At 54.4% G+C, this 21278-nt stretch carries 18 protein-coding genes and 1 tRNA gene; 14 read left to right on the top strand and 5 right to left on the bottom strand.

Annotated features, from left to right (window positions below):
- The first annotated feature begins 36 nt into the window (after positions 1-36).
- The 3 genes from HMPREF3016_RS01935 (at position 37) to HMPREF3016_RS01925 (ending at position 4617) form a co-directional block, all read left to right on the top strand.
- Positions 37-2640, top strand: a complete 2604-nt coding sequence (locus tag HMPREF3016_RS01935) for a S8 family peptidase (RefSeq protein WP_070739735.1) — start codon at positions 37-39, stop codon at positions 2638-2640.
- A 452-nt stretch (positions 2641-3092) separates the two neighbouring features.
- Positions 3093-4475 carry an NAD(P)/FAD-dependent oxidoreductase gene (locus HMPREF3016_RS01930; protein ID WP_048754431.1) on the top strand — a complete coding sequence of 461 codons (1383 nt, stop codon included), beginning with the start codon at positions 3093-3095 and terminating at the stop codon, positions 4473-4475.
- A gap of 68 nt (positions 4476-4543) precedes the next feature.
- Positions 4544-4617: transfer RNA gene (locus HMPREF3016_RS01925), tRNA-Leu, on the top strand.
- A 216-nt stretch (positions 4618-4833) separates the two neighbouring features.
- On the opposite strand, the gene HMPREF3016_RS01920 is transcribed toward HMPREF3016_RS01925, so the two are convergent.
- Together HMPREF3016_RS01920 and HMPREF3016_RS01915 are read right to left on the bottom strand one after the other, a co-directional pair.
- A complete protein-coding gene (locus tag HMPREF3016_RS01920; protein ID WP_048751375.1) occupies positions 4834-5256 on the bottom strand; it encodes a DoxX family protein in 423 nt (140 codons plus the stop codon).
- A gap of 233 nt (positions 5257-5489) precedes the next feature.
- Positions 5490-6725 (bottom strand): GmrSD restriction endonuclease domain-containing protein, encoded by a 1236-nt coding sequence (locus HMPREF3016_RS01915; RefSeq protein ID WP_246828417.1) that lies wholly within the window; start codon positions 6723-6725, stop codon positions 5490-5492.
- 227 nt (positions 6726-6952) lie between these two features.
- On the opposite strand from HMPREF3016_RS01915, the gene HMPREF3016_RS01910 reads away from it, so the two are divergent.
- Positions 6953-7855, top strand: a complete 903-nt coding sequence (locus HMPREF3016_RS01910; protein ID WP_070739732.1) for a Cof-type HAD-IIB family hydrolase — start codon at positions 6953-6955, stop codon at positions 7853-7855.
- Positions 7856-7877: 22 nt separating this feature from the next.
- Here HMPREF3016_RS01910 and HMPREF3016_RS01905 read toward each other — a convergent pair whose 3' ends face one another.
- On the bottom strand, positions 7878-8486 hold the full coding sequence (locus tag HMPREF3016_RS01905) for a TetR/AcrR family transcriptional regulator (protein ID WP_070739729.1): 609 nt from the start codon (positions 8484-8486) through the stop codon (positions 7878-7880).
- A gap of 128 nt (positions 8487-8614) precedes the next feature.
- Here HMPREF3016_RS01905 and HMPREF3016_RS01900 point away from each other — a divergent pair, with 128 nt between their 5' ends.
- The 4 genes from HMPREF3016_RS01900 to ilvA all read left to right on the top strand — a co-directional run bounded on the left by HMPREF3016_RS01900 (position 8615) and on the right by ilvA (position 13792).
- Positions 8615-9805, top strand: coding sequence for an MFS transporter (locus HMPREF3016_RS01900; RefSeq protein ID WP_083315858.1), 1191 nt, complete (start codon positions 8615-8617; stop codon positions 9803-9805).
- 192 nt (positions 9806-9997) lie between these two features.
- A complete protein-coding gene (locus HMPREF3016_RS01895) occupies positions 9998-10915 on the top strand; it encodes a Bax inhibitor-1/YccA family protein (RefSeq protein WP_070450776.1) in 918 nt (305 codons plus the stop codon).
- Positions 10916-11063: 148 nt separating this feature from the next.
- The gene (locus tag HMPREF3016_RS01890) at positions 11064-12410 is read left to right on the top strand and encodes an AI-2E family transporter (protein ID WP_070739723.1); all 1347 of its coding nucleotides are present in this window, start codon (positions 11064-11066) and stop codon (positions 12408-12410) included.
- 128 nt (positions 12411-12538) lie between these two features.
- Positions 12539-13792, top strand: coding sequence for a threonine ammonia-lyase (gene ilvA / locus HMPREF3016_RS01885; RefSeq protein WP_013398582.1), 1254 nt, complete (start codon positions 12539-12541; stop codon positions 13790-13792).
- 93 nt (positions 13793-13885) lie between these two features.
- Here the strand turns inward: ilvA and greA are convergent, their stop codons facing one another.
- Entirely contained in the window at positions 13886-14383 is a 498-nt protein-coding gene (greA, locus tag HMPREF3016_RS01880; protein ID WP_004006080.1) for a transcription elongation factor GreA, read from the bottom strand.
- Between the two features lie 169 nt (positions 14384-14552).
- Positions 14553-15014, bottom strand: a complete 462-nt coding sequence (locus HMPREF3016_RS01875; RefSeq protein WP_048754427.1) for a DUF4307 domain-containing protein — start codon at positions 15012-15014, stop codon at positions 14553-14555.
- A 197-nt stretch (positions 15015-15211) separates the two neighbouring features.
- Between HMPREF3016_RS01875 and mca the strand changes: the two genes are divergently transcribed.
- The 6 genes from mca to HMPREF3016_RS01845 all read left to right on the top strand — a co-directional run bounded on the left by mca (position 15212) and on the right by HMPREF3016_RS01845 (position 21143).
- Complete coding sequence (gene mca / locus HMPREF3016_RS01870; protein ID WP_048754426.1) at positions 15212-16174, top strand: mycothiol conjugate amidase Mca; 963 nt, start codon at positions 15212-15214, stop codon at positions 16172-16174.
- A gap of 216 nt (positions 16175-16390) precedes the next feature.
- Positions 16391-16702, top strand: coding sequence for a hypothetical protein (locus HMPREF3016_RS01865; RefSeq protein ID WP_238382352.1), 312 nt, complete (start codon positions 16391-16393; stop codon positions 16700-16702).
- Positions 16689-17507 (top strand): polyprenyl diphosphate synthase, encoded by an 819-nt coding sequence (gene uppS, locus HMPREF3016_RS01860; protein WP_070739720.1) that lies wholly within the window; start codon positions 16689-16691, stop codon positions 17505-17507. The genes HMPREF3016_RS01865 and uppS overlap by 14 nt, the downstream gene beginning before the upstream one ends.
- A 6-nt stretch (positions 17508-17513) precedes the next feature.
- Complete coding sequence (locus tag HMPREF3016_RS01855; protein ID WP_070739716.1) at positions 17514-18047, top strand: prepilin peptidase; 534 nt, start codon at positions 17514-17516, stop codon at positions 18045-18047.
- A 41-nt stretch (positions 18048-18088) separates the two neighbouring features.
- Positions 18089-18610, top strand: coding sequence for an NUDIX hydrolase (locus HMPREF3016_RS01850; protein ID WP_004006086.1), 522 nt, complete (start codon positions 18089-18091; stop codon positions 18608-18610).
- Positions 18611-19163: 553 nt separating this feature from the next.
- On the top strand, positions 19164-21143 hold the full coding sequence (locus HMPREF3016_RS01845) for an S-layer homology domain-containing protein (protein ID WP_083315857.1): 1980 nt from the start codon (positions 19164-19166) through the stop codon (positions 21141-21143).
- The last annotated feature ends 135 nt before the right edge of the window (positions 21144-21278 follow it).

The following is a 21278-nucleotide window of genomic DNA, read 5'->3' as shown; positions in this document are numbered from 1 at the left end:
GTACAACTAACACCCAACGACGGTAGGTACACAGGTATGACGCGTTCCAACCACATCGCCATGATGACGCGCACAAGCATACGTCGGGTCGTAGCGCTTCTCGGATGCGGGGCGCTTGCGACTGGCTTAGCCCTGTCCGGAGCTCCTGCATCTGCCGCTCCGACGGCCTCACCAACCCCTATAACGCTCACTCCCGCTGAAGCTGCCGTTCTAGGTAAGGACGACGTTCGTCAGCACGAATATTGGCTTACCGACTACAGGATTGTGGATGCGTGGAAACAATCGACGGGATCGGGCGTGACGGTTGCCGTCATTGACACCGGCGTCGACGGCACCCACCCGGATCTTGTAGATAACGTGCTGGAGGGTTATGACGCTTCTGGCGAGGGATCTCCTAACGGCTGGCAGGGCTTGGGTGTAGAACCCATGCACGGCACCGAAGTAGCATCCCTGATTGCCGGTCACGGTCATAATGTTTCCGGTATTCCTAAGATTGCCGGTCAGCCCGGTAAACCTGCGGGCGTTATCGGTGTGGCACCGGATGCCAAGATCCTGCCTATTTCTCTTAATATGGTTTCGAATGCTGAGAAAAGTATTGATGAGCAGATTCCCGCCGCCGTGCGTTATGCGGTAGATCATGGCGCGCAGGTCATCAATCTTTCTATTGGCTCGAATAAGACGACCTGGCCCAAGAGCTGGGACGATGCTTTTGCCTACGCCGAAGAGAAGGGCGTGGTCGTCGTAGCATCCGCCGGTAACCGTGGCAGCGGTATTACCCAGGTGGGTGCCCCGGCGACTATTCCGGGGGTTCTGACGGTTGGCGGCGTGGATCGTCAGCGTGAGGCTTCCAAGGGCTCTTCGACTCAGGGTATTTCTATTGGTGTGACGGCGCCGAGCAACGATATGATTGCTGCCGCACCGGGGAATAAGTACATGATATGGTCGGGGTCTTCGGCGTCCGCTCCGTTGGTTTCTGGCCTTGCTGCGTTGATTAAGTCTAAGTACCCCAATCTGAGCGCGGCTCAGATTATTCAGCGTATTACTGAAAGTGCCGACGACACTGGCGCTGTCGGGCGTGACCCGGTGTATGGGTTTGGCATCATAAATCCGCTGATGGCTCTGGACCCTTCAACCCCGCAGGATGCTACGGAGAATCCGCTAGGGTCGCTGAAGGCATGGATTGCAGTGCATCGCCGTCAAGAGGTACCTGCGCCAACTCCCGCCGATGCTTCGGCCACACCGGTGCATGAAGAAGGCGAGACTATCGTTAAGGCGAAGATTCCAGAGCCCAGCCGCCCGGTTGAGGATCGCGGATTTTTGCCGTTTATCATCGTGGGGGCTCTTTTTGTCATTTTGGGGCTGCTCACGGTACGCAGCGTTCGTCGTCTGCATCGCCTGCACGTTAATGTGCGCGATGTAGTGCCGCATCCTCATCTGCACGGGCACGGTGAGCCAAAGCAAGCTTCACATTCCACGCCTTCTGCGGCTTCGGTTGCTGTTCCGGATGCTCCTGCTCCGGTCGCTCCTGCCATTCATACGCCCGCTGCCAGCGCGCCCCAGAGCCCCGAACCTGAGACTGCTGTGCCTGCTGCGCAGGCACAAACACAGGTTGCACCTGTCTCTATTCCCTCCCCGGCACCAGACGCCGCAGTCGCGATGCCGTCGGCGCCCTCCACCCTCGATCCCCACCCCGCGGCGGATCAGAGCCTAGATAAACAACAGGATGCACCTACGGGTCAAAAGAGCGCAGCTGCAGCGGGTACCGAGCAGAGCGCCGTGCCCACGCAGCCTCCTGCCATCGTGCAGAACGTTGGCACAACGGAGCACAATGTTGACTCGGCACAGAACGTCGGCGCAGTACAACCTGTGGCATCAGCATCAAGCGTGGCTGAACAGTCAACGGTGGCTACAGGACAGCCATTACCTCAGACGCAGAAACCGGCAGAGTCTCAGCAGACCGACCAGCACAATACGGTAGCGCAGACTCCTGCCGCACCCGCGAAAGCGACTCAACCGGCGGACCAGGAGAATGCGCCTGCACCCGAGCAAAAGCCCGTCGCACCTGAACCTCAGGAATCAGAAAAACCTGCCCTGGCTCAGACTGTAGCTCAGAGCGAGGGCGTATCTCGCACCCCGCAGAGTCCCGCCGAGCCGGTTAAGGACTCGACCGTAGGGCAGGAATCCTCCGATCCTGAAGCGTCACAGGTATCGGCAGATACGATCGGGAAAGCTTCGCACCGACCCGCTCAGAAGAACGGTATGGCACAGCATCGAGCCCATCACTTCGGCAGGGGCCCGTTACCCCCGCATCGGAAACCTCGTCTGCCACATATTTCTGGGATTAAGCGCCAAGTTCCGGAAACAGGTGTTCCAGATGTTCCTGACGAGGCAGCGAGCTCAGCATCCGTACAGAATCCTACGGGGCAGAACGGTCGCCCAGCATCAGCGCCGCGAAAGGTCGCTTCCGCACAGAAGAAGCATAATATGCGCACGCCGCGCAAGAAGACGGCTAACTCGTCGCGCCTTCGTTTGCAGGGTGCCGCTTCGGGGCGTTCCTCAATACCCGCCGCACCGGAATCCGGCGTTCCAGAGCCTTCATCGGCTCACGAACCTGAGTCACAGAACCCTAGCTCCTCATAGTGGTGGTGAAAAGCACGCAGTTAATAAACAACTCCGATAAAAATATGGAAGAAAACTTCGTGACTCCTAACACCCGGTCTATGGGTAAAGCAAAGGTTTAAAACACCCTAAGGACGCGCTACATGATGCGGAACGTAACCCCGCTGACGGGGCAAAACCTCGGCGCGTAAACGCGAAACGTTATCATCCAAGGGCATTTTTCCTTGCTTCGTATACCTGCATAAATGTGTTTTCCTCGGGATGAGCGCGTAAAATAGCGGTATACAACATGCAGGAAAATAGTGTTTTCGCGTTTGCGGTACCGAGCATCGGGGCTTACGGAGAAAGCTTAAGAATTTCTGTTCGTTCACATGTCCATGTATCCTGCACTCTGGGAAGCACATGTGAGCGTATCATTGAGTGCTCGCGCGCTAAAGCGCAGTGGGTAAACAAAATCTAGGAAGTAGCAATATATGTCGTTTCATAAGGCACAGGATCGTCCCCGTATTCTTATTGTCGGTGGTGGCTACGTAGGCTTTACCGTCGCCAAGAAAATCCAGAAGGCTATCAAACAGACCGGTGGCGTGGTAACCATCGTAGAGCCCAACCCCTATATGACTTACCAGCCGTTCCTGCCCGAAGTCGCTGCGGGCTCGATGGAAGGCCGTAACGCTACCGTTCCGCTCCGCCAGCACCTGCGCGATACCGAGTTAATTCCTGGGCATGTTGTCTCCGTTAACCATGCAGAGCGTACCGCTACGGTTGAACCCATCGACAATGGCGAACCCTTCGATCTGAAATATGATGAGATCATTCTTGGTGCCGGTGCCGTGACCCGTGCGTTCCCAATCCCCGGTCTTGCCGAAGTTGCTATCGGCATGAAGACTGTCGAAGAAGCCGTCTCCGTGCGTAACTGGGTGCTGGAACGTATTGAGGTTGCCTCCGTACTGGATGACCCCGATGCACGCCGTCGCGCTCTGACCGTCGTCGTCGTAGGCGGCGGTTTCGCCGGTGTTGAGACCATCTCCGAACTGGAAGACATGGCTCGCGAGGCTGTTAATCGTAACGACCGTTTGAGCGTATCTGACCTGCGCTTCGTGATGATCGAAGCTGCGCCGCGCATCATGCCGGAGGTTCCAGAAGACCGTGCCGAGAAGGTTGTGGCTGAGCTTCGCGCTCGCGGCATTGAGGTTCTGCTCAATACCTCCCTCTCGGACGCTACCGACGGTCACCTGCAGCTCATCAACATGACAGATAAGTCGCCCGCTGGTGAGATGGATACCGATACGCTCATTTGGACTGCTGGTGTTGCTGCATCGCCGATGCTCAAGAACACTGATTTCCCGATCGACGAGCGCGGTCGCGTTCGCGTGAACGCAGATCTGCGTGTGGCTGGCGATAATGGCGTGGTCGAGGGCGCTTGGGCGGCTGGCGATAACGCTGCCGTTCCCGACCTTTCCGGAGGCGGCGTGGGCGGCTTCTGCGTACCAAACGCACAGCACGCATCTCGCCAGGCTTTGGTTCTCGCCAAGAATATTCTGGCATCACGCCGCGGCGAGCCTCTGACCGACTACTACCATGAGACCATCGGTGTGGTTGCCGGTCTAGGTCTGTGGAAGGGCGTTGCAAACTTCAAAGGTAAGACCCTTGCAGGTCCGCTCGCATGGATTATGCACCGCGGCTACCACGGTTCTGCAATCCCCACGACCGAGCGTACCGTGCGCGTTATGACGACCTGGGCGCTCAACCAGCTCTTTGGTCGTGACACCACGACAATTCGCCACCAGCGTTCCCCGCGTCTCGCTTTCCAAGAGGCTACCGGAACGGCACCGGCGAAGACTAAGGCAAAGCTCTAACGAGCTTAAAGCGTCGAAACCCGCAAACTAATGCTATTCTTAGTAATGGTCTTGCGGGTTTAGACTTTGCCCCTATAGCCCAATTGGCAGAGGCAGCGGACTTAAAATCCGTCCAGTGTGGGTTCGAGTCCCACTGGGGGCACGCTATAATAGCCCGTCGCATCCAAATGTTTTATCGGATGCGACGGGCTATTTGTATGCCTTGGGAGGCGAGCGTATCTCTACCTTATGAGAATCATGGGATCGCTGGGTAGGGGAGAATCCACGGTATATAAAGAAGGCACCGTCGCGACGACGGCGCCTTCCGGGTGGGTAGACGAATGAGTGATAGATACGTTCTGGAAGAACGCTCAGGCGGTTAAGCCTCATTGCGACTGAAGAACGAATCTAGTGAGTACCTGCCTCCACCGGTCAGAATGAACATGATGGCTGCCATGCCCAAGACGAAAACGTACTCGAAGCCTGCGCCGGTCTTCTGATCGGTGATGAAGGGGTCGTTGATGTGAACAAAAATAAAAGCACCTGCCATAGCGATTGCGATGGCGGCGGCCGCAAAACGAGTTCCTAAACCAAGGATCAAGAGAGCTCCGCCAATAAGCTCGGCACCAATGGTAAAGTACGCCGAAAGCTCGGGTGCAGGAATACCCATTTTGGCGAACGCTGCACCTTCTGCTGCGGGACCGATCAGGAATGCCTTCTGGAAACCGTGCATGACAAAGGTGAAGCCCAGCGCTACGCGGAAAATTAGGGTGCCAACAGATTTAGTTATTTCATTCTTCATAACTACAAGGTTGTCAGGTAAAGTTTTATCAAGCAAAGGTAAACATCTATAAATCTTTTTTACATAGGTTCTACACAGCTTAAACACAGGTTCGGCGTGATGCTGCACTCTTAAAGAGTCTATATGGGCCTCAAGATGAAGAATTGTGACAGTAAACCCCCGCCCTGACTGCTTGTCGGGGCGGGGGTTTATGCATCTGTAGGGGAGCGCAGACGGAGGTAACGTTCAGAAACTTAGCGTGCTTCGCATGCTATGCCGTCACCGTCACGGTCAAGATGCTCGGAATATCCCGGTGCACCGCGGTGCATATTACGATACCCTGCGGCACGGGCATCAGCGCAGGTTTGAAATGCCAAAGCCGGGGCGGGGTTCTGCGCGGGAGGTGCATCCACCTGGGGCACAGGAGCAGGGGCACTCGCCGGGACTACAGGAGCGGGGGTATCAGGCGCAGGCTTCGGAGCTGGTGGTGCTTCTGCGGCTCCTGCGCAGGGTGTAAGAACGTTGATCATAGCCTCTTTTTCGGCTGGTTTGACCCACAGGTGGTACTTAGCTTTCACCCGAATCTGACGTGCCACATAAGAGCAGCGGAATGATGCGTTTGCTGGCAGCCAGGTGGCGGCATCCGAATCGCTTTTCTGCTGATTCGCAGGACCATCAACTGCCAGAAGGTTTTCGGGATCATTGGCGAGTTGTAAGCGTTCTTGAGCTGAAATCTCCTGAGCACCCGACTGCCAGGCGTCGGAAAGCGCCACAACGTGGTCGATCTGAACCTGCTCCGAGGTATCTTTCCCACGCATGAAATTAATGACCTTCCCGGTGTAAGGATCGTTAAGAATGCCCGAGATCACCACGCATCCGCGAGAGTTTTTATGCTGTTTTGCAGTGAGATCCCGGTTGAGAATGTCATTGCGGGTATCGCATCCGTTACGGTCGATATCGCTCCAGGCATCTCCGAACTGGGCACGGGAGTACCCGGTCTTAGGGGCGCGGCCTTTAACGGGAAGGGTATTGAGGATGCGCAGGGCCTCACTAGCCTCGTCAGATCCTATAGGCGCCGTTCCTTGAGGCTCAACGGAGCTGGTATCAGGATTGACGATAGTGACGGTTCCGGGGCGAATTTGGGAACCCGGATGAGCCGTCGAAGTATCGGCATTATTCTCTTCGGGTGATTCACCTACCTCGGTCACGGTGGGTGTTTGTTCCGAATCCTGCGCGGAAACCGTGGGTTGCTGTGAGGCCTCCGTGCTTTGTGAAGAAGTAGAAGAGTGTTCGTTCGCTGAGGGGGTGCTGGACGCAGAGACGGTAGACTCAGAAATTGTGATAGTTTCAGAGGAGCATCCGCTCAGCGCAAGTCCTAGGGCTAGAAAAGCTGCGGAAAATCTTGTACCGAGTTTCAAGGAACGCCCTTGATCTGATGCAGATGACCAAAAAACATGCGCGTCAGAGCGCGATGGCAGTGTTTTTAACATCAATGATTCCTAGAGATTGTATGTGTGCATAGAGTGAATGCTTTTCACAGTATAGAAAGAAAACGCCCGTAAAGGGGGAATTTTGGTGATGTCACACGATTTGTGTATATAAAGAAACTAAAATTAATGGAGAAATGTGCGGAGCAGAACGATATTCTCTCCCGCGTACAGTCAGCTTGTGTTTATAAACGTAGCCTTTGTACATGCCGATTATTAGAGGAACCCCAATGCCCACACAGCAGGAAAACCGCAGTAACAAGCCCGTGCGTATGGTTGCCGTAGATATGGATGGTACTTTCCTGAATGATGATAAGACGTTCGATGTTGAGCGTTTTGAGAGAATCCTAACCTGCTTGTCTCGGCATGGAATTTATTTTGTGGTGGCAAGCGGAAATACCTACACGAAATTACGCCAGTATATGCATGGTTTTGAACATCGAGACATTATTTATATCGCAGAAAATGGTGCCTATGTAGCGGATGATTCCGGGGAACTTGCGGTGCATCATTTTGCTGCCGAGGATCTGCCGCGTGTGTACGAGATACTGAACGGTATGCCTCAGCTTGGGATCGTTGTGTGTACGGAAGAGAGCAGCTTTATACTGGAAAACCGCGAAAAAACGGTTATGAACATTATCCGGGACTATTTTGAGGTGCAGGGTAAGCCGCTGCCGCAGAATATCGATCCCTTCGCTTTTGCCAGTATGTTTTATCCCGGAACCGAGCGTATTAGTTCTTACGAGCAGGTGCGTGGTGTTCCCATCAAATTTTCTCTGCAAGTAACGCATCGGGATCTGCCGGATGCTACAGCACAGTTACGGCGCACCCTGCCGCAGACGGTAACCCCGCTCGTTAGTGGTTTCGGTGCAATCGACCTGGTGCGTGCCGGTGTGAATAAGGCAACGGGGCTGAAAGACCTGTGTGATCGTTTGCGGATAACCCCTACTCAGATAGTAGCCTTTGGCGATAGCGATAACGACCTTGAGATGCTCTCGTTAGCCGGTACCGGTGTGGCAATGGCCCACGCTTCAGACGAGCTCAAGGCTGTGTCCCAGCGGGTGATCGGCTCGAATAATGACGGTGCGGTGCTCGACTATTTAGAGAGCATGCTCGACGAATTAGACGGGTAAGCCCCCGTACCAATAAAGGAGTTTAGCTCTTATCCGACTTGCAATGTGGGTGCCCTAGCCTCCGCGCTGCCTCCACCACGGCGGCGCGACGTTTGCGGTGCTCTTCCTCGGTAGGTTCGCCGCAGAGCATGCGAGATACCTGCGGCATAGCCGACCACCAACCCACGATAGCGAGAATAAAAAGTACAAGATAGGCGGCGTCTATATCGTCCGTGACGGAACCTGCCTCTTGCCCAGCGCGCACCGCATTCGCTTTGAAGGTGTAGTGGTCGCGCCGGTATTCTTCGTGGGGAACTTCGCCGTCAATCGTGAGGGATTCCCAGCGCAGCAGACGCAACAGATCGGGATGCTCACGGTGATAGTCGTACATGCGTCCCGCGTAATCACCAATATCTTCGGTGGCAAGCGACGTAAGACCGACGACTTCGGCAACCTGGTCTAGCTCTTCGCGCAGAATGCCCCTGAAGAGCTTTTGTTTATTTCCGAAATAGTTGTAGATACGCTCCTTATTGACCTTCGCCCTCTTGGCGATACGCTCCACGGTCGTTCCGTCGGGGCCGTGCGCGGTAAATTCGGTCAGAGCAGCCCCTTTGATCTTTTGTTTCGTACTTTCGATATCCCAAGCCATCATCTGTAATACTCGCTTTCGACACTTCCAACGTTATGGTTGCAATTTACATCTTAATGGTACTAGGGTTAATTCCAACGTTTCCGTTGGATTGGAGTTTACCCATGTGCCACAAGATAGAGAATACAACGATGAATACCGCTGCATCGGTATCTTCAACCTCTGAAGAATATCCCGCAACACGGACTGCAGTAGCAATTCTGGTGTCTACGGCGCTGTTCATTCTGGCGCAGCTATACGCCTCTATACCGTTGCTCACCCCGGTCTCGTCTACCTTTCAAGCCGACGCAACGTTCGCCCTGTCGCTGTGCTTCAGTCTTGCCTACGCTGTGGGATTTCTTATCTGGGGACCGGTTTCGGATCGTTACGGACGAAAAAGGATTATAGCGATCTCCCTGAGCGTGCTTACCCTAACCACTCTTGGATGCGCCTTCGCTCCTACGCTCGGTATGCTCTCTATTCTGCGGGCTTGCCAAGGTATGACCGCCGCCGGATTCGCACCTGTCGCCCTAGCGTATCTTACGGAATCTGTACTGCCTGCCGGGCGAGCACGAGCTATCGGTGCAATGTCCACTGCGTTCTTAGCGGCTGGAATTTTCGGGCAAGTACTCGCCTCTATTATTGCCCTGAGCCTTGGCTGGCGATGGTTCTTCGGGCTGTGCGGTCTTATTTTTATCGGAACCGTTTCCCTAGTTCTATGTACGATGCTTGAGCGCCCCCGCACTGGACAAACGACATCGTTGTGGAAACAATATGTAACTCTCGGTTCCCTCTGTATCAAGCCTATTTTCCTCTTGTACGGTCTTGCCCACATTACCCTTCTTCTCGTCTTCGTAGCCTTGTATACGGGGCTGGGGCGGCATCTTGAAACACTAGGAGTTGCTGCATCAGGTATTGTTTGGGTGCGTCTTGCTGCCTTTCCGGCAATGCTGATAAGTCTTTATGCGGGTTCTTGTGCGAAAAAATACGGAGTACTTCGCGTGGCGCAGCTTGGGTACAGTTTATCTATTCTTGGGCTGCTGGGCGAGATACTGTGCGCACAGGTACTTGCTGGCATCGTCATATGCAGCCTTATCTATGTTGCGGGTGTTGCTTTAGCGATTCCCTCGATGATTACTCTCTACGGCGATGCGGTGGCACCGCATCGTGCCAGCGGCATGGCGCTTAACGGCTTTGTTCTGTTTGTGGGAGCAAGCCTGGGGCCTGTTATCGGCGCGTTACCCTTAGCATTCACCACTCTCATGCTTTTGCTGGTGGGCTTCCTAATTCTGGCTTTGCTTTCACTTGCGGCTGCTTCGCGAATCAACAACCGGCTAGTTTGAGGAGGATCATGATTTTGAGACCCTGCAGAAGTCTTAAACTGTGGGGGAGTACAGCTTAGGGTGAAAAAAACATGATGGCACCTCAAAATTACCCTGGAATATGAGCTTTTATGGAGGAATAATCCCCGGAATCTCTCAGAATTCGATAGAATATTGAGAAACTCTTTGTAAATCTCACCGAAGGAGAGAATGATGGCGGGTAACCCGTTTATTAATTCAATCGCCAAGCAAAATAAGCAAGGCGATCCCCGTTTCGGGCGTTTTGGTGCGGGTGGTTCCTCGTCACAGGGTCAGTATCAGGCACAGCCGAACTACTCCAGTGAACCGCAGCAGTACGGTCAGCAGACCTACGGGTATGGTCAGCCGCAGCAAGCGAACTATGACCAGTACCAGCAGGCGCAGTACGATCCGTATGCACAGCCCGGCTATGCTCCCGTTGCCGAGGGCGACCGCCTCACCATGAACGATGTGATCATGAAGACCGGTCTGAACCTGGCTCTTGTGGTGCTCGGTGCCGCAGTTTCCTGGTATCTGCCCTACCTCATGTTCGTGGGCCTTATCGCAGGTCTGATCCTGGGTATCGTTAACGCCGTCAAGCGTAAGGTTTCCCCGGCTCTGGTTATGCTGTACTCCGTGTCCGAGGGCCTGCTTTTGGGTGGTATATCCGGTCTGCTCAATAAGAGCTACCCGGGCATCGCTATTCAGGCTTTGCTGGCAAGCGTGATTGTCGCCGGTCTTACCTTGGCTCTCTTCGCAAACGGTAAGATCCGTGCTACCCCGAAGATGACCAAGATCTTCATGATCGGCATGTTCGCTTACCTGATCTACGGCATTGTTTCCTGGCTTGGTGCGGGTCTGTTTGGTTCGCCCCTGGGCAGCCTGAGCATCGGCGGTATTCCGCTGGGTCTGATTGTGGGGCTGTTTACTGTTGCTATGGCAACCTACTCGCTTCTGCTGGACTTCACCAACACTGCCGAGGCGGTGGAAGCAGGTCTTCCCGAGCGCGAGTCGTGGCGTTTGGCATTCGGCCTGACCGCATCGCTGGTCTGGCTGTACATTGAGATTCTGCGTATTCTCATGTACATCAACGAAATGGTCAACAGGGACTAACAGCATTGAGGATACGGCGGTACTCACAACCGGTGGGTGCCGCCGATTCTTTGTTTTGAGCCTGCTAGACTTGCGGAATAACTATATGCCGCAGCAACGGCATGGGCGAGAGACGATTTCTATAGCACCGACTTTTCAGGAGATTTGAGTGAGCGAATCCGTAGCCGGACAGAACACCGGCAGCACGCATCAAAACCTAACGGCAGGGGAGAGTGAACAGGATGTGCGGGCACAGAAATTAGCCCGTACCGGCGTACCCTACGCTCTTAATACCGCAGCGGCATGGTCGTGGCGTCTGATCGTGGTGGTCGGTGCCGTGTGGCTTGTATGGCAGGGGCTTTCAAAGGTGTCTCTGCTGATTATTTCGGCGATGGTAGCTGCGCTTTTGGCTGCGCTTCTAAGCCCCGCCGTCTACGCTATGCGTAAGCACGGTATTCGTGCTGGCGGTGCGACCGCTATTGCCGAACTCGGCATGATTTTAGGAATTGCCGCTTTACTGGCCCTTACCGGGCAGCAGCTTGTGCGGGGGTTTGTCTCGCTTACCAACAACGCCATTCAAGGGTATCAGCAGCTCGTGGACTGGCTTAAGGGCATGGGTTATGAGCTGGGCGCTGATCAGCTTAACCAGATCCTTGATCAGGTAGAGCACGTGGTGAGTAATAATCCCTCAACCGTTTTGCGGAGCGTATCAGAGGTTGGTTCTACCGCTGCGGAGTTTGCCACTGGCGTGCTTATTACTCTTTTTACTCTCGTCTTCTTCCTGATGGAGGGAGAGCGCATCTGGCTGTTTATCGTCAAGCTCTTCCCGAAACAGGCACGCGATGCGGTGAACGGTGCGGGTCGTGCAGGGTGGAAGTCCTTGGGCGCTTATGTGCGGGTGCAGATCTTGGTGGCCGCTATTGACGCTGTGGGCATTGGTGTTGGCGCTGCCATTTTGGGGGTTCCGCTGGCGATTCCGCTGGGCGTTCTGGTTTTCTTAGGGTCTTTCATCCCGGTTATTGGTGCTCTTATATCTGGAGCGGTCGCCGTCCTGCTGGCGCTGGTAGCTTTGGGACCGGTTCAGGCGCTCATTATGATCGGCATTGTGCTGTTGGTGCAGCAGCTTGAATCGCATATTCTGCAGCCGCTCATCATGGGTAAAGCGGTCTCGCTGCATCCACTCGCCGTGATTTTTGCGGTGGCAGGCGGGTCCATGATTTTCGGTGCAGCGGGTGCACTATTTGCGGTTCCCGTGCTCGCCGTTGTGAACTCGGTTGTGCGCTACTTGGCTGCACGGCAGTGGGAGGATGACCCGGAGTTGCGCCGTGAAGAATTCCTCTTCCCGCATGAGGTTGAGCGCCGTGAGAAATCAAAGAAGCGTGAAGAAAAAGCGCAGAAGGTTGTTGCGCAGGCCCGGGAAGCGATTCGTGGTGAAGACGATTCCGAAGGCACCGTACCTGAGACTAGCCCTGCACAGGCGACTAAAACCGTCTCGCCTTCCAAAGACGATATGTAATTGTGCAGTTTCCCTCCAGAAAAGCCCGCGTGAGATGAACAACGCGGGCTTTTCTGTTCTGTATTAGGCTTCTTCATCGCCTAAAATAGAGGGCAGAAGCTGATGAGAGCGTACAGAACGGATCCGATGTGAACGCACCCCTAACCGATCTACCCGTAACCCTGGAGAATATCGAGACAGCAGCGTCGCTCCTCGACGGGGTTATCGAGCGAACCCCTGTGGCGCATTCTCGTGCCCTGAGTCTCAAACTGGGGTCAGAAGTTTTCTTCAAATGTGAGAATTTGCAGCGCGCGGGCTCCTTCAAAGTGCGTGGTGCCTATGTGCGCATGGCAAAACTCAGCGATGCAGAAAAGAAACGTGGCGTGGTGGCCGCATCTGCGGGTAACCACGCGCAGGGTGTTGCTCTCGCAGCGGCAAAACTGGGTATCAAGGCGCGTATTTACATGCCCCTAGGTGCGGCCCTTCCGAAAGTGACCGCAACCCGCGACCACGGTGCCGAGGTCGAACTGCACGGTACGACCGTGGACGAGGCACTGGCTGAAGCAAAACGCTATGCCGAAGAGACCGGCGCGGTGTTTGTGCATCCCTTCGATAACGAAGATATTATTGCGGGTCAGGGAACGATCGGTTTGGAAATCCTGGAACAGGTGCCTGAGGTCGATACCATCATTGTAGGTGTTGGCGGAGGCGGCCTGCTCGCTGGTCTTTCGGCGGCGGTCCGTGCGAAGGAAGAACAGTTGGGTAAAAAGATCCGCATCATTGGTGTGCAGGCTGAGCATGCGGCGGCATATCCGCTTTCCTTGGCTGCGGATGCGCTTGTCCCGCTGAAGAAGGTCTCGACGATTGCAGATGGTATTGCGGTGGGACGCCCCGGTCAGTTGCCGTTTTCCATTATCAAGAAGCTTGTCGACGATGTAGCGACGGTGAGTGAAGACGATATCGCCAGGGCCCTTATCTTCTTGATGGAGCGCAATAAGCTGGTGGTTGAACCCGCCGGATCGGTTCCGGTGGCGGCGCTCATGAACGGCAAACTCAAGGAAACATACGGCGATCTGGGAACTGTCGTGTGTGTGCTCTCGGGCGGCAATATCGACCCGATGCTCATGCTGAAGGTAATTCAGCGTGGTCTTTCGGCGGCGGGCCGGTATATGACGATTAAGATGATGCTCTCAGACCGTCCGGGTGAGTTGGCGACGATCTCGCGCATCATTTCGGAGAATGACGCGAATGTTACTGGCGTGGATCACACGCGCGTAGGCGGTTCCCTGTCGATGGGCGATGTCTCCATTACGATCGATATGGAAACCAAAGGCGTGGAACACTGCCGTCAGGTTATCTCGGCGTTGGAGGAAGAAGGCTTCAAACCCATCGTGGTGTACTAATTTTGAGAGGTCATCTGGCATAAAACCGCAGGATATAAAGGTGGGGTTCGGTCATATAACCGAACCCCACCGTGCGTTTAAAGCTTCGTGATTCTAGCCCTGGAAAGGCTTGACTGAAACAATCTTCGCGGTCAATTCCTTGCCGTTGGGAGCAAGATAGGTGACTTCATCGCCTTCTTTGGCCCCCAGAATCGCCGCACCCATCGGAGACTTTTCCGAGAAGACCTTCAAATCAGAGTTGGCGGGCAGAGTCTCCTCAATTTCGCGAGAGCCCAGCAGGAACTTCATGGAACGGGAAGCTACTTCGGCCTCAATAACCATGCCGAGGGCAACCACACCGTCATCGCTGGGGGCGTCTCCGACCTGGGCGTTTTCCAGAAGATGCTTGAGCTGGTTGATGCGAGCTTCGTTTTTACCCTGCTCATCGCGTGCCGCATGGTATCCGCCGTTCTCACGCAAGTCTCCCTCGTCGCGAGCGGCGGCGATGCGGTCAACGATTTCTTGACGATACGGACCTGAGAGATATTCAAGCTCCTGAGTCAGCCGATCGTATGCGTCCTGAGTGAGCCATGCGCCGTTGCTTTCAGCCATGCTTCTCCTTTGGTTATGCTCCGGTATAAAACCGGCGCGTTGGTCTGGGGGTTCTCCCCTGGAAAGTATCACCCTATTCTAGGGCAGAAAGTACACATGCCCTAAATATCTGAGTGTTAGGGCGTGTATCATTTCGCTGAGCGCTCACCGAATCGTGGGTGTGATACGCCTATTTAAGCCGACAGGAATCCACGGTAACTGTGGTTGCCTCCGAGAGTATGCGCAGGTTCGCGCTGTGTTGTGTGACTCGGGTGTTGCCCTGCTCTGCGCTGTTAGGACCAATTTCGACGTCGGCCCATCCCACCGCAACACGGGAAGAATTAAGCGCCTTAAGCGAACAAACCGCGGTGTCTTGTGGGTTTTTAGAGAGTTCGAAACGTCCCTGCGCCTCGTCATTGCTGATGAGGGTAAACCCGGTATCGCGTGCACTTGGGCGGGATTGAGAATCTATCTGTACCCACACCACAAAAGCGCCCGCCACAACCGTAACACAGGCAGCAAGAAGCACCCACATTCGCGTGGAGAGGGCACGCTGCCGAACAGGTTTGGCGCCATAGCGCTGCGCTAGGGTATCGGCATGAGAACCGGTAGCTGCCGTTTCGCTCGCCTGCGTGTGTGAAGGATCTGTCATAGCTTTCTTCTCGTGGTGTCTAGTGGACGATGCGGTACAGAAGATGGTCTGCATCACGATACTTTACACCGTCATAATGCTTCATTTAGAGTGGTTTTCTTGCGCTATTTCTGTATGATTACACTTTTAGGAGATGGTCTTAATCTCTACCATTTTAAACCCCACAGTATAAGCCCTTTGTCATCATAAGGATTAACGTGAGCGACGCGCTAGAAAAAATCAAAGCAATTCTGCCTGAACATCCCGCAGTGCAGGATCTTAAACCTCTTGATGAGGAATACGCAGGGTTGCGCATCCTAGCCGTCCACGCTCACCCGGACGACGAATCCTCTAAAGGTTCCGCGACCGCTGCCGCTTATACCTCCCGCGGCGCCCGCTATATGGTTGCCACCATGACAGGCGGTGAACGCGGGGACATCCTCAACGAAGAAATTCGTAACACTCCCAGAGCACACCGTGACCTGCCCGGATTACGCCGCACCGAAATGGCCCGTGCTGCTGAGATTTTAGGCATCGAACATCGATGGATAGGGTTCATGGATTCCGGTCTGCCCGAAGGCGACCCTCTTCCCCCACTTTCTTTCGGCAGCTTCGGTACACTGCCTCTCGAACAGGCCGCCGCACCGTTGGTAAGACTCGTACGCGAGTACAGGCCTCATATTATTCTCAGCTATGACGAGGTGGGAGGATACCCGCACCCCGACCACATCATGACTCATAAGGTTGCCGTCGAGGCCTACGAAAAGGCTGGTGACCCCGAAGCATACGTGGGGGAAGGCGAACCCTGGAAACCCCTAAAGCTTTACTATGATCGTGCCTTCAACCCCGAACGCACCGTCGCTCTGCACGAGTACCTGCTCGATCAGCGGGGCGAGAGCGTCTTTGAAGGTTTCATCGAACATATGGCGCACCGTTTCAATGATGCCCAAGACGGCACCAGGCACGAAACCACCACGCGAATTCTCTGCAGTGACTACTTCATCCATCGCGATCAGGCGCTTTTATCGCACTCCTCACAGGTGGATCCGCAAGGTATTTTCTTTGCGATCTCTACCGATGAGCAGAAGCATATTTGGCCCTGGGAGGACTATACACTTATCGACTCGCGGGTTCCGGTAACTCTGCCGGAGCATTCCCTGAGTGACGGTATATTTTTCTAGCCTACAGCCTCCGTAAGCGATCATGCGGTGCCCCTTGGCGATGCAGAGGCTTGCGGGCCTTGAGTACTGTGAACATAGCTAAACTCTTGGCGCATTCCCAGCTGAAACATGAACCTCAGGCGGGAATATACAAGATGTCACGCGGTAGAATGAAGACTTAGACAATCACACATGACCGGCTTACCGCTAGAAACCGGAATGTTCAGAAGGATAGTCATGAGCCACCTCATTCTTGATACGCTCGCCACAGTCCCCGACCTTGTGGCATTTGCCGCTCACGGTGTTGCGCTCGCAGCAGACAACACCCCAGCCGCCAACCCCGATGGGTCCGTTGCAGGTTCGCCCGGTATTGGCGGTTTCTTTGCGACTGCGGCGCTATCCCTCCTCGTCATTATTCTTGGCATCGACATGACCCGGCGTACTCGCCGTCTGCGGTACCGTGCACAATATGCAGCCGCTCAAGAGGCCGAGCAAGCCCAAGCCCAGCAGGATACAGAGTCCGAGGACGATCAGCATGGCACCCGCTGATACTCTGGCGCTGCCCGTTATTACCGTGCATGGGGTTCCCTCTGAACCGGGAACCTCCCCGGAACCGAGCGTCTATGAACGCTCTATGGCAACTTCTTTAACCCCGCAGATGCTTCCCACACACATTGGTGTGCTGGTGGATGGCAACCGGCGTTGGGCTGCACAGCGGGGGCTGAGCACCCGTGAGGGGCACGCGGCGGGGGCCGAGCGCATCATTGACTTTCTGGGCTGGTGCGCCGATTTGGGCATACCTCAGGTCACGTTATATATGCTTTCGACCGAAAATCTCAAGCGACCCGCCGATGAACTTACCGGGCTTATTGCCGTTATCGACGAATTTCTGCAGCGGCTGCATACCGCGCAGCGGGGACCCGTGCACGCGGTTGGTAATGTTTCCCTTATTCCCCACGAGCTTCGCAACACCCTAGAGCGGGTTATAGCAGAGACCGCGCCCCTGCCGGGGGTGCGCGTAAATATCGCGGTTGGCTATGGCGGACGCCAAGAAATTGTGGATGCGGTGCGTGAACTTATTCTTGACGCCGAGGTTCAGGGCCGCTCGATGCGCGATCTGGCAGGTACCCTGAACGTCGAGGATATTTCGCGTCGCTTGTACACCCGCGATATGCCCGATCCTGACTTGCTGATTCGTACCTCTGGTGAGCAGCGCCTTTCGGGCTTTCTGACCTGGCAAAGCGCCTACTCGGAATTCTATTTCTGCCAGGCTCTCTGGCCTGATTTTACGCGGGTAGATTTCTTGCGTGCCCTGCGGGATTATGCGGGTCGCACCCGCCGCTTTGGATCTTAGCCACTCATGCTTCAAGAACTCTCGAAACTCTTTACACAGGGAGTATCCGGCTGGATCGCCGGTATTCTGCTGATTCTTTACCTGCTGTACGCAGCCGGGTGCACGGTAAAACTGTGGGGCTGGGATCTGCGGAAACACAGGCTACCGAACCGCATCGTATTCCCTTTCGTGTTTGCCACCCACACCGCTTTGCCGGTTATTGCTGCTCTGAGCGGACAGTGGGGAACTATCCTGCGTGTATGGGGGAGTGGTCTCGTACTTTGGGCCTTCTACGTCCTGATGAGAATGCTCTCCTTCGGGGCGCTGGGCCGAGGGGACGTGAAACTTGCTCTCGCGCTGGGCGGACTCATCGGCTACTTCTCGTGGGCTAACCTGTTGTGGGCAACATTGGTGACCTTTATTGTGGGCGGATTATGCACCGTGGTTTTGGTACTGAGCAGGTCCGTTACACGGCGCACCCGCATAGCCTTCGGACCGTTTATGCTGATAGGAATGATAGCGGCGGTTTTGGCGCCAAGCTACTCATTCCTATCGTTCTAAAGGCCTCGGGCCAAAACCATCGATCGACGAAAGGATCTTTGATGCCTACCCCCGAGTACATCGTGAATTTACGCAAGAAAATTGGTCACGAATATTTATGGCTTTCGGGCGCTACCGCAGTGATCCGTCGCGATGAGGATGGCAAGGTACTGCTGGTTAAACGCAGCGATAACGGCAGGTGGACTCCCGTGACGGGTATTGTCGATCCTGGCGAGAACCCGGCGCTTACCTGCATACGTGAAGCCTATGAGGAGGCGGGCGTGCGTATTGAGGTTCTAGAGCTTGCTCAGGTCAAGGCTGACCCCGCGATGCGCTTTAGCAACGGGGATCGCTGCCAGTTTTTAGATCACACGTTTTTGTGCCGGTGGGTATCCGGGCAGGCACGAGTGAATGACGAGGAATCTTCCCAGGTGCGATGGGTAGATGTGACGGATCCTCAGGAGCGTTCTATGCTCTCTGAGCGGATGCTTGACCGCATTGATGCGGCGCTGAACTATGACGGACATTGCCGTTTTGACTATGTATCTCACGCACCCAAAGATGGACCTGAATCCTCTCGGTAATCGCTAAATTATTCCCTCTCGTGTCCTCAAGGCAAGTGAGCTGCGCGCCTGTGTATACCTGTGTGTGATGCGTTGGAGACCGTGTGTACTCCCAAGGTTGTATCTAAGTATTTTTCTCGTATTTACCGTTGTTCATATCTGAGAAAAATAAAAATGGGGGTTTTATGCATTAATTTCGGCTTCTTGTAAAAATCTAAAATCTGTAAATTATAGAAGATTACCACCGAAAATATCTATGTATTTTTCAGATGCAACACACCGTTAAAAATAAACCTGTGCATAACATTGTGATAATGAGCATGTGGTGTATTTATGAAAAGTATATGTTGCTTTATGGGGTATATATCGTTGATATTTCAGGGAAGTAGGTTGGATGGGTGGGTAATATTTATAGTGTGTGCATTGCTAGGATAAGAATTAAATTATGTGTCAGAAGAAATTTTTAAATAGGAAAACCCTGTATTTTGAGTTAAAGCTTTGATAAGGTGAATATGAGTGTTGAGAGATTTAACTCGCTCACTCCCAACCACATCTATACAAATGGAGAATAATAATGTCTCTTATCTACCCTACAAACAATTCACCTAACGAATCGCCCGGAAGAGCCAGAAATGCTCTCGGACGTAGCGCCTGTGCCCTCGTGGTGGCAGGCGCTTTAGTGCTTCCGCTGACCCCAGCGGGAGCTGTCACCGATCCTGGTGCTTCAACCCCTGCATCCACCGCTACGGTGACCCCGCAGGTTGTGGCCGATCAGGAACCTCAAGCAACTCCGCAGCTCGTGGTCGAAACCCCCGATGAAGTCAACCCCTACTACGGGAAGACGCTCAAAATCAAAGGAACCGGTTTCTACGGTGTGGCGGCAGATCAGCAGGTCAGCCTCAAAGTTACCCCTTCAGATACACCAGCTAATTCCCCATATTTCACTACGGAATACGGCGTATATAACCTGGGGTATGTGAATGTTCCCGCATCGCAGATTCATGACGGAACCTTTGAGGTCTATTTGAATACCCAGCCGCTGCCGCTGAACGATTTCCATCCGGAACTCGATTACGTCGTCAGCAGTACCCTGACCTCGACAACGCAGCAGGCGCAAGGATATGAAATCTTGCCCACCACGGCATACAACACCCAGGCACCGGTGCTGGTCGCACGTCAGAACACCAATCTGGAAGTCGAGGGTAAGCCTAACTCGTTGGTGGAAGACTCCGTGAAGGTGCGCGGTACCGGCTATGACCCAAAGTTTATTCCTCAAGGCGGATACTTGCAGGTTTCTCTTATTGAGGGTGATTGGCCCAGAGGTCAGGTTGTTACTCAGGAAAGAACCGTGTCATCGGTGAAAGTTTCTGCCGAGGAGCTCTCGCAGAGCGGCCTCTTTGAAACTGCGCTTCCCTATCCGGCAGGTCTGGATGCACGCCGCAGCTATCGCATCGGAACCCAGATCATCAATCCCGACGGAATGTTGGCAAACAACGCTTTGACTGAATACCTGGATGTTGAGTTTTCCTCGGAGAGTAAAGCACCGCAGCTGAACGTGAGCGTTCCCGCTGTGAACCCGACCATCGATACCGAGATTACTGTGACCGGTACTGGATATTATGGCTCTGGCAACGCCGAGATACAGGGTCAGAGTATGAACCTCGTTATTAACGAGATAGACCAGAAGACTGGCAAACCAACGGGCGCGGTTCTCACTCATCCAGTGGATTATACCTACCGGGTGGAAGAGAAAGACCTCTACGATGGCTTTACCGACGGTACCTTCCAGACCACCTTCACCATTCCCGCGAATACCCTCAAAACCGGGCACGTATACGAGCTTAGTACGGGGGTATATCCAAAGGACCCGAAGGACGATGTTATCTTCGAAGCCCACCAAAAGCTCCCGTTAACGACTGCGGATCAACCGGTTCCAAATCCCAAACCGGCAGAGCCTCAGCCGGGCCCCGAACCCGCACCAAACCCCAAACCCGCACCCGGTGAGAAACCTACACCCGAATCGGATTTCAAGGATGTGCGCGATCGTACCGCACATCGCGATGCGATTCTTTGGGCTTCGCAGCGGCAGCTTGTCGATAGCGCGGACGGCTATTACCGCCCCTACGATGCTATAACCCGCGAACAATCCGTTGTGGCCCTCTACCGCCTGGCAGGAAGCCCTCAGGTTACTCTTCCGCAGGAGTCTCCCTATGTGGATGTTACCCCGGAACACCCGCATTACCGGGAGATTATTTGGGCACGTGAAAGCGGTATCAGCTTCGGTTGGAGTGACGGTCATTTCCGCCCCGAGGCGGCTGCATCTCACGCCAGTATGGCTGCGTTTTTGTACCGTTACGCTGGGGAACCTGGCGTGAACCTACCGGAACAATCCCTGTATGCCGATATGACGGCTGATTCCCCGTTCTACCGGGAGAGTACTTGGCTGAAGAAGAGGGGTCTTGTTTTCTGGTCCGAAAACTGGTTCCAGCCCGATGGCGCCGTTACTCGCGCCGACTTCGCGGAACTCATCTATCAGTACGAACAAGGCAAATAGACCGAGCAAAATTCTGAGATAGAGATTTATCTATCCGCCCGCACCGCGGGTCTTAGCTCAAACGTTGAGGGGCTTATACACATCGTGTAGAGGCCCCTCAACTATGTTCTAGGAGTGTTTGTTCGCGTGAAAACG

The sequence above is a fragment of the Rothia sp. HMSC065D02 genome (assembly GCF_001815285.1).
Taxonomy (GTDB): domain Bacteria; phylum Actinomycetota; class Actinomycetes; order Actinomycetales; family Micrococcaceae; genus Rothia; species Rothia dentocariosa.
The sequence above is the reverse complement of the archived record's forward strand: the minus strand, read 5'-3'. Positions and strand labels throughout refer to the sequence as shown.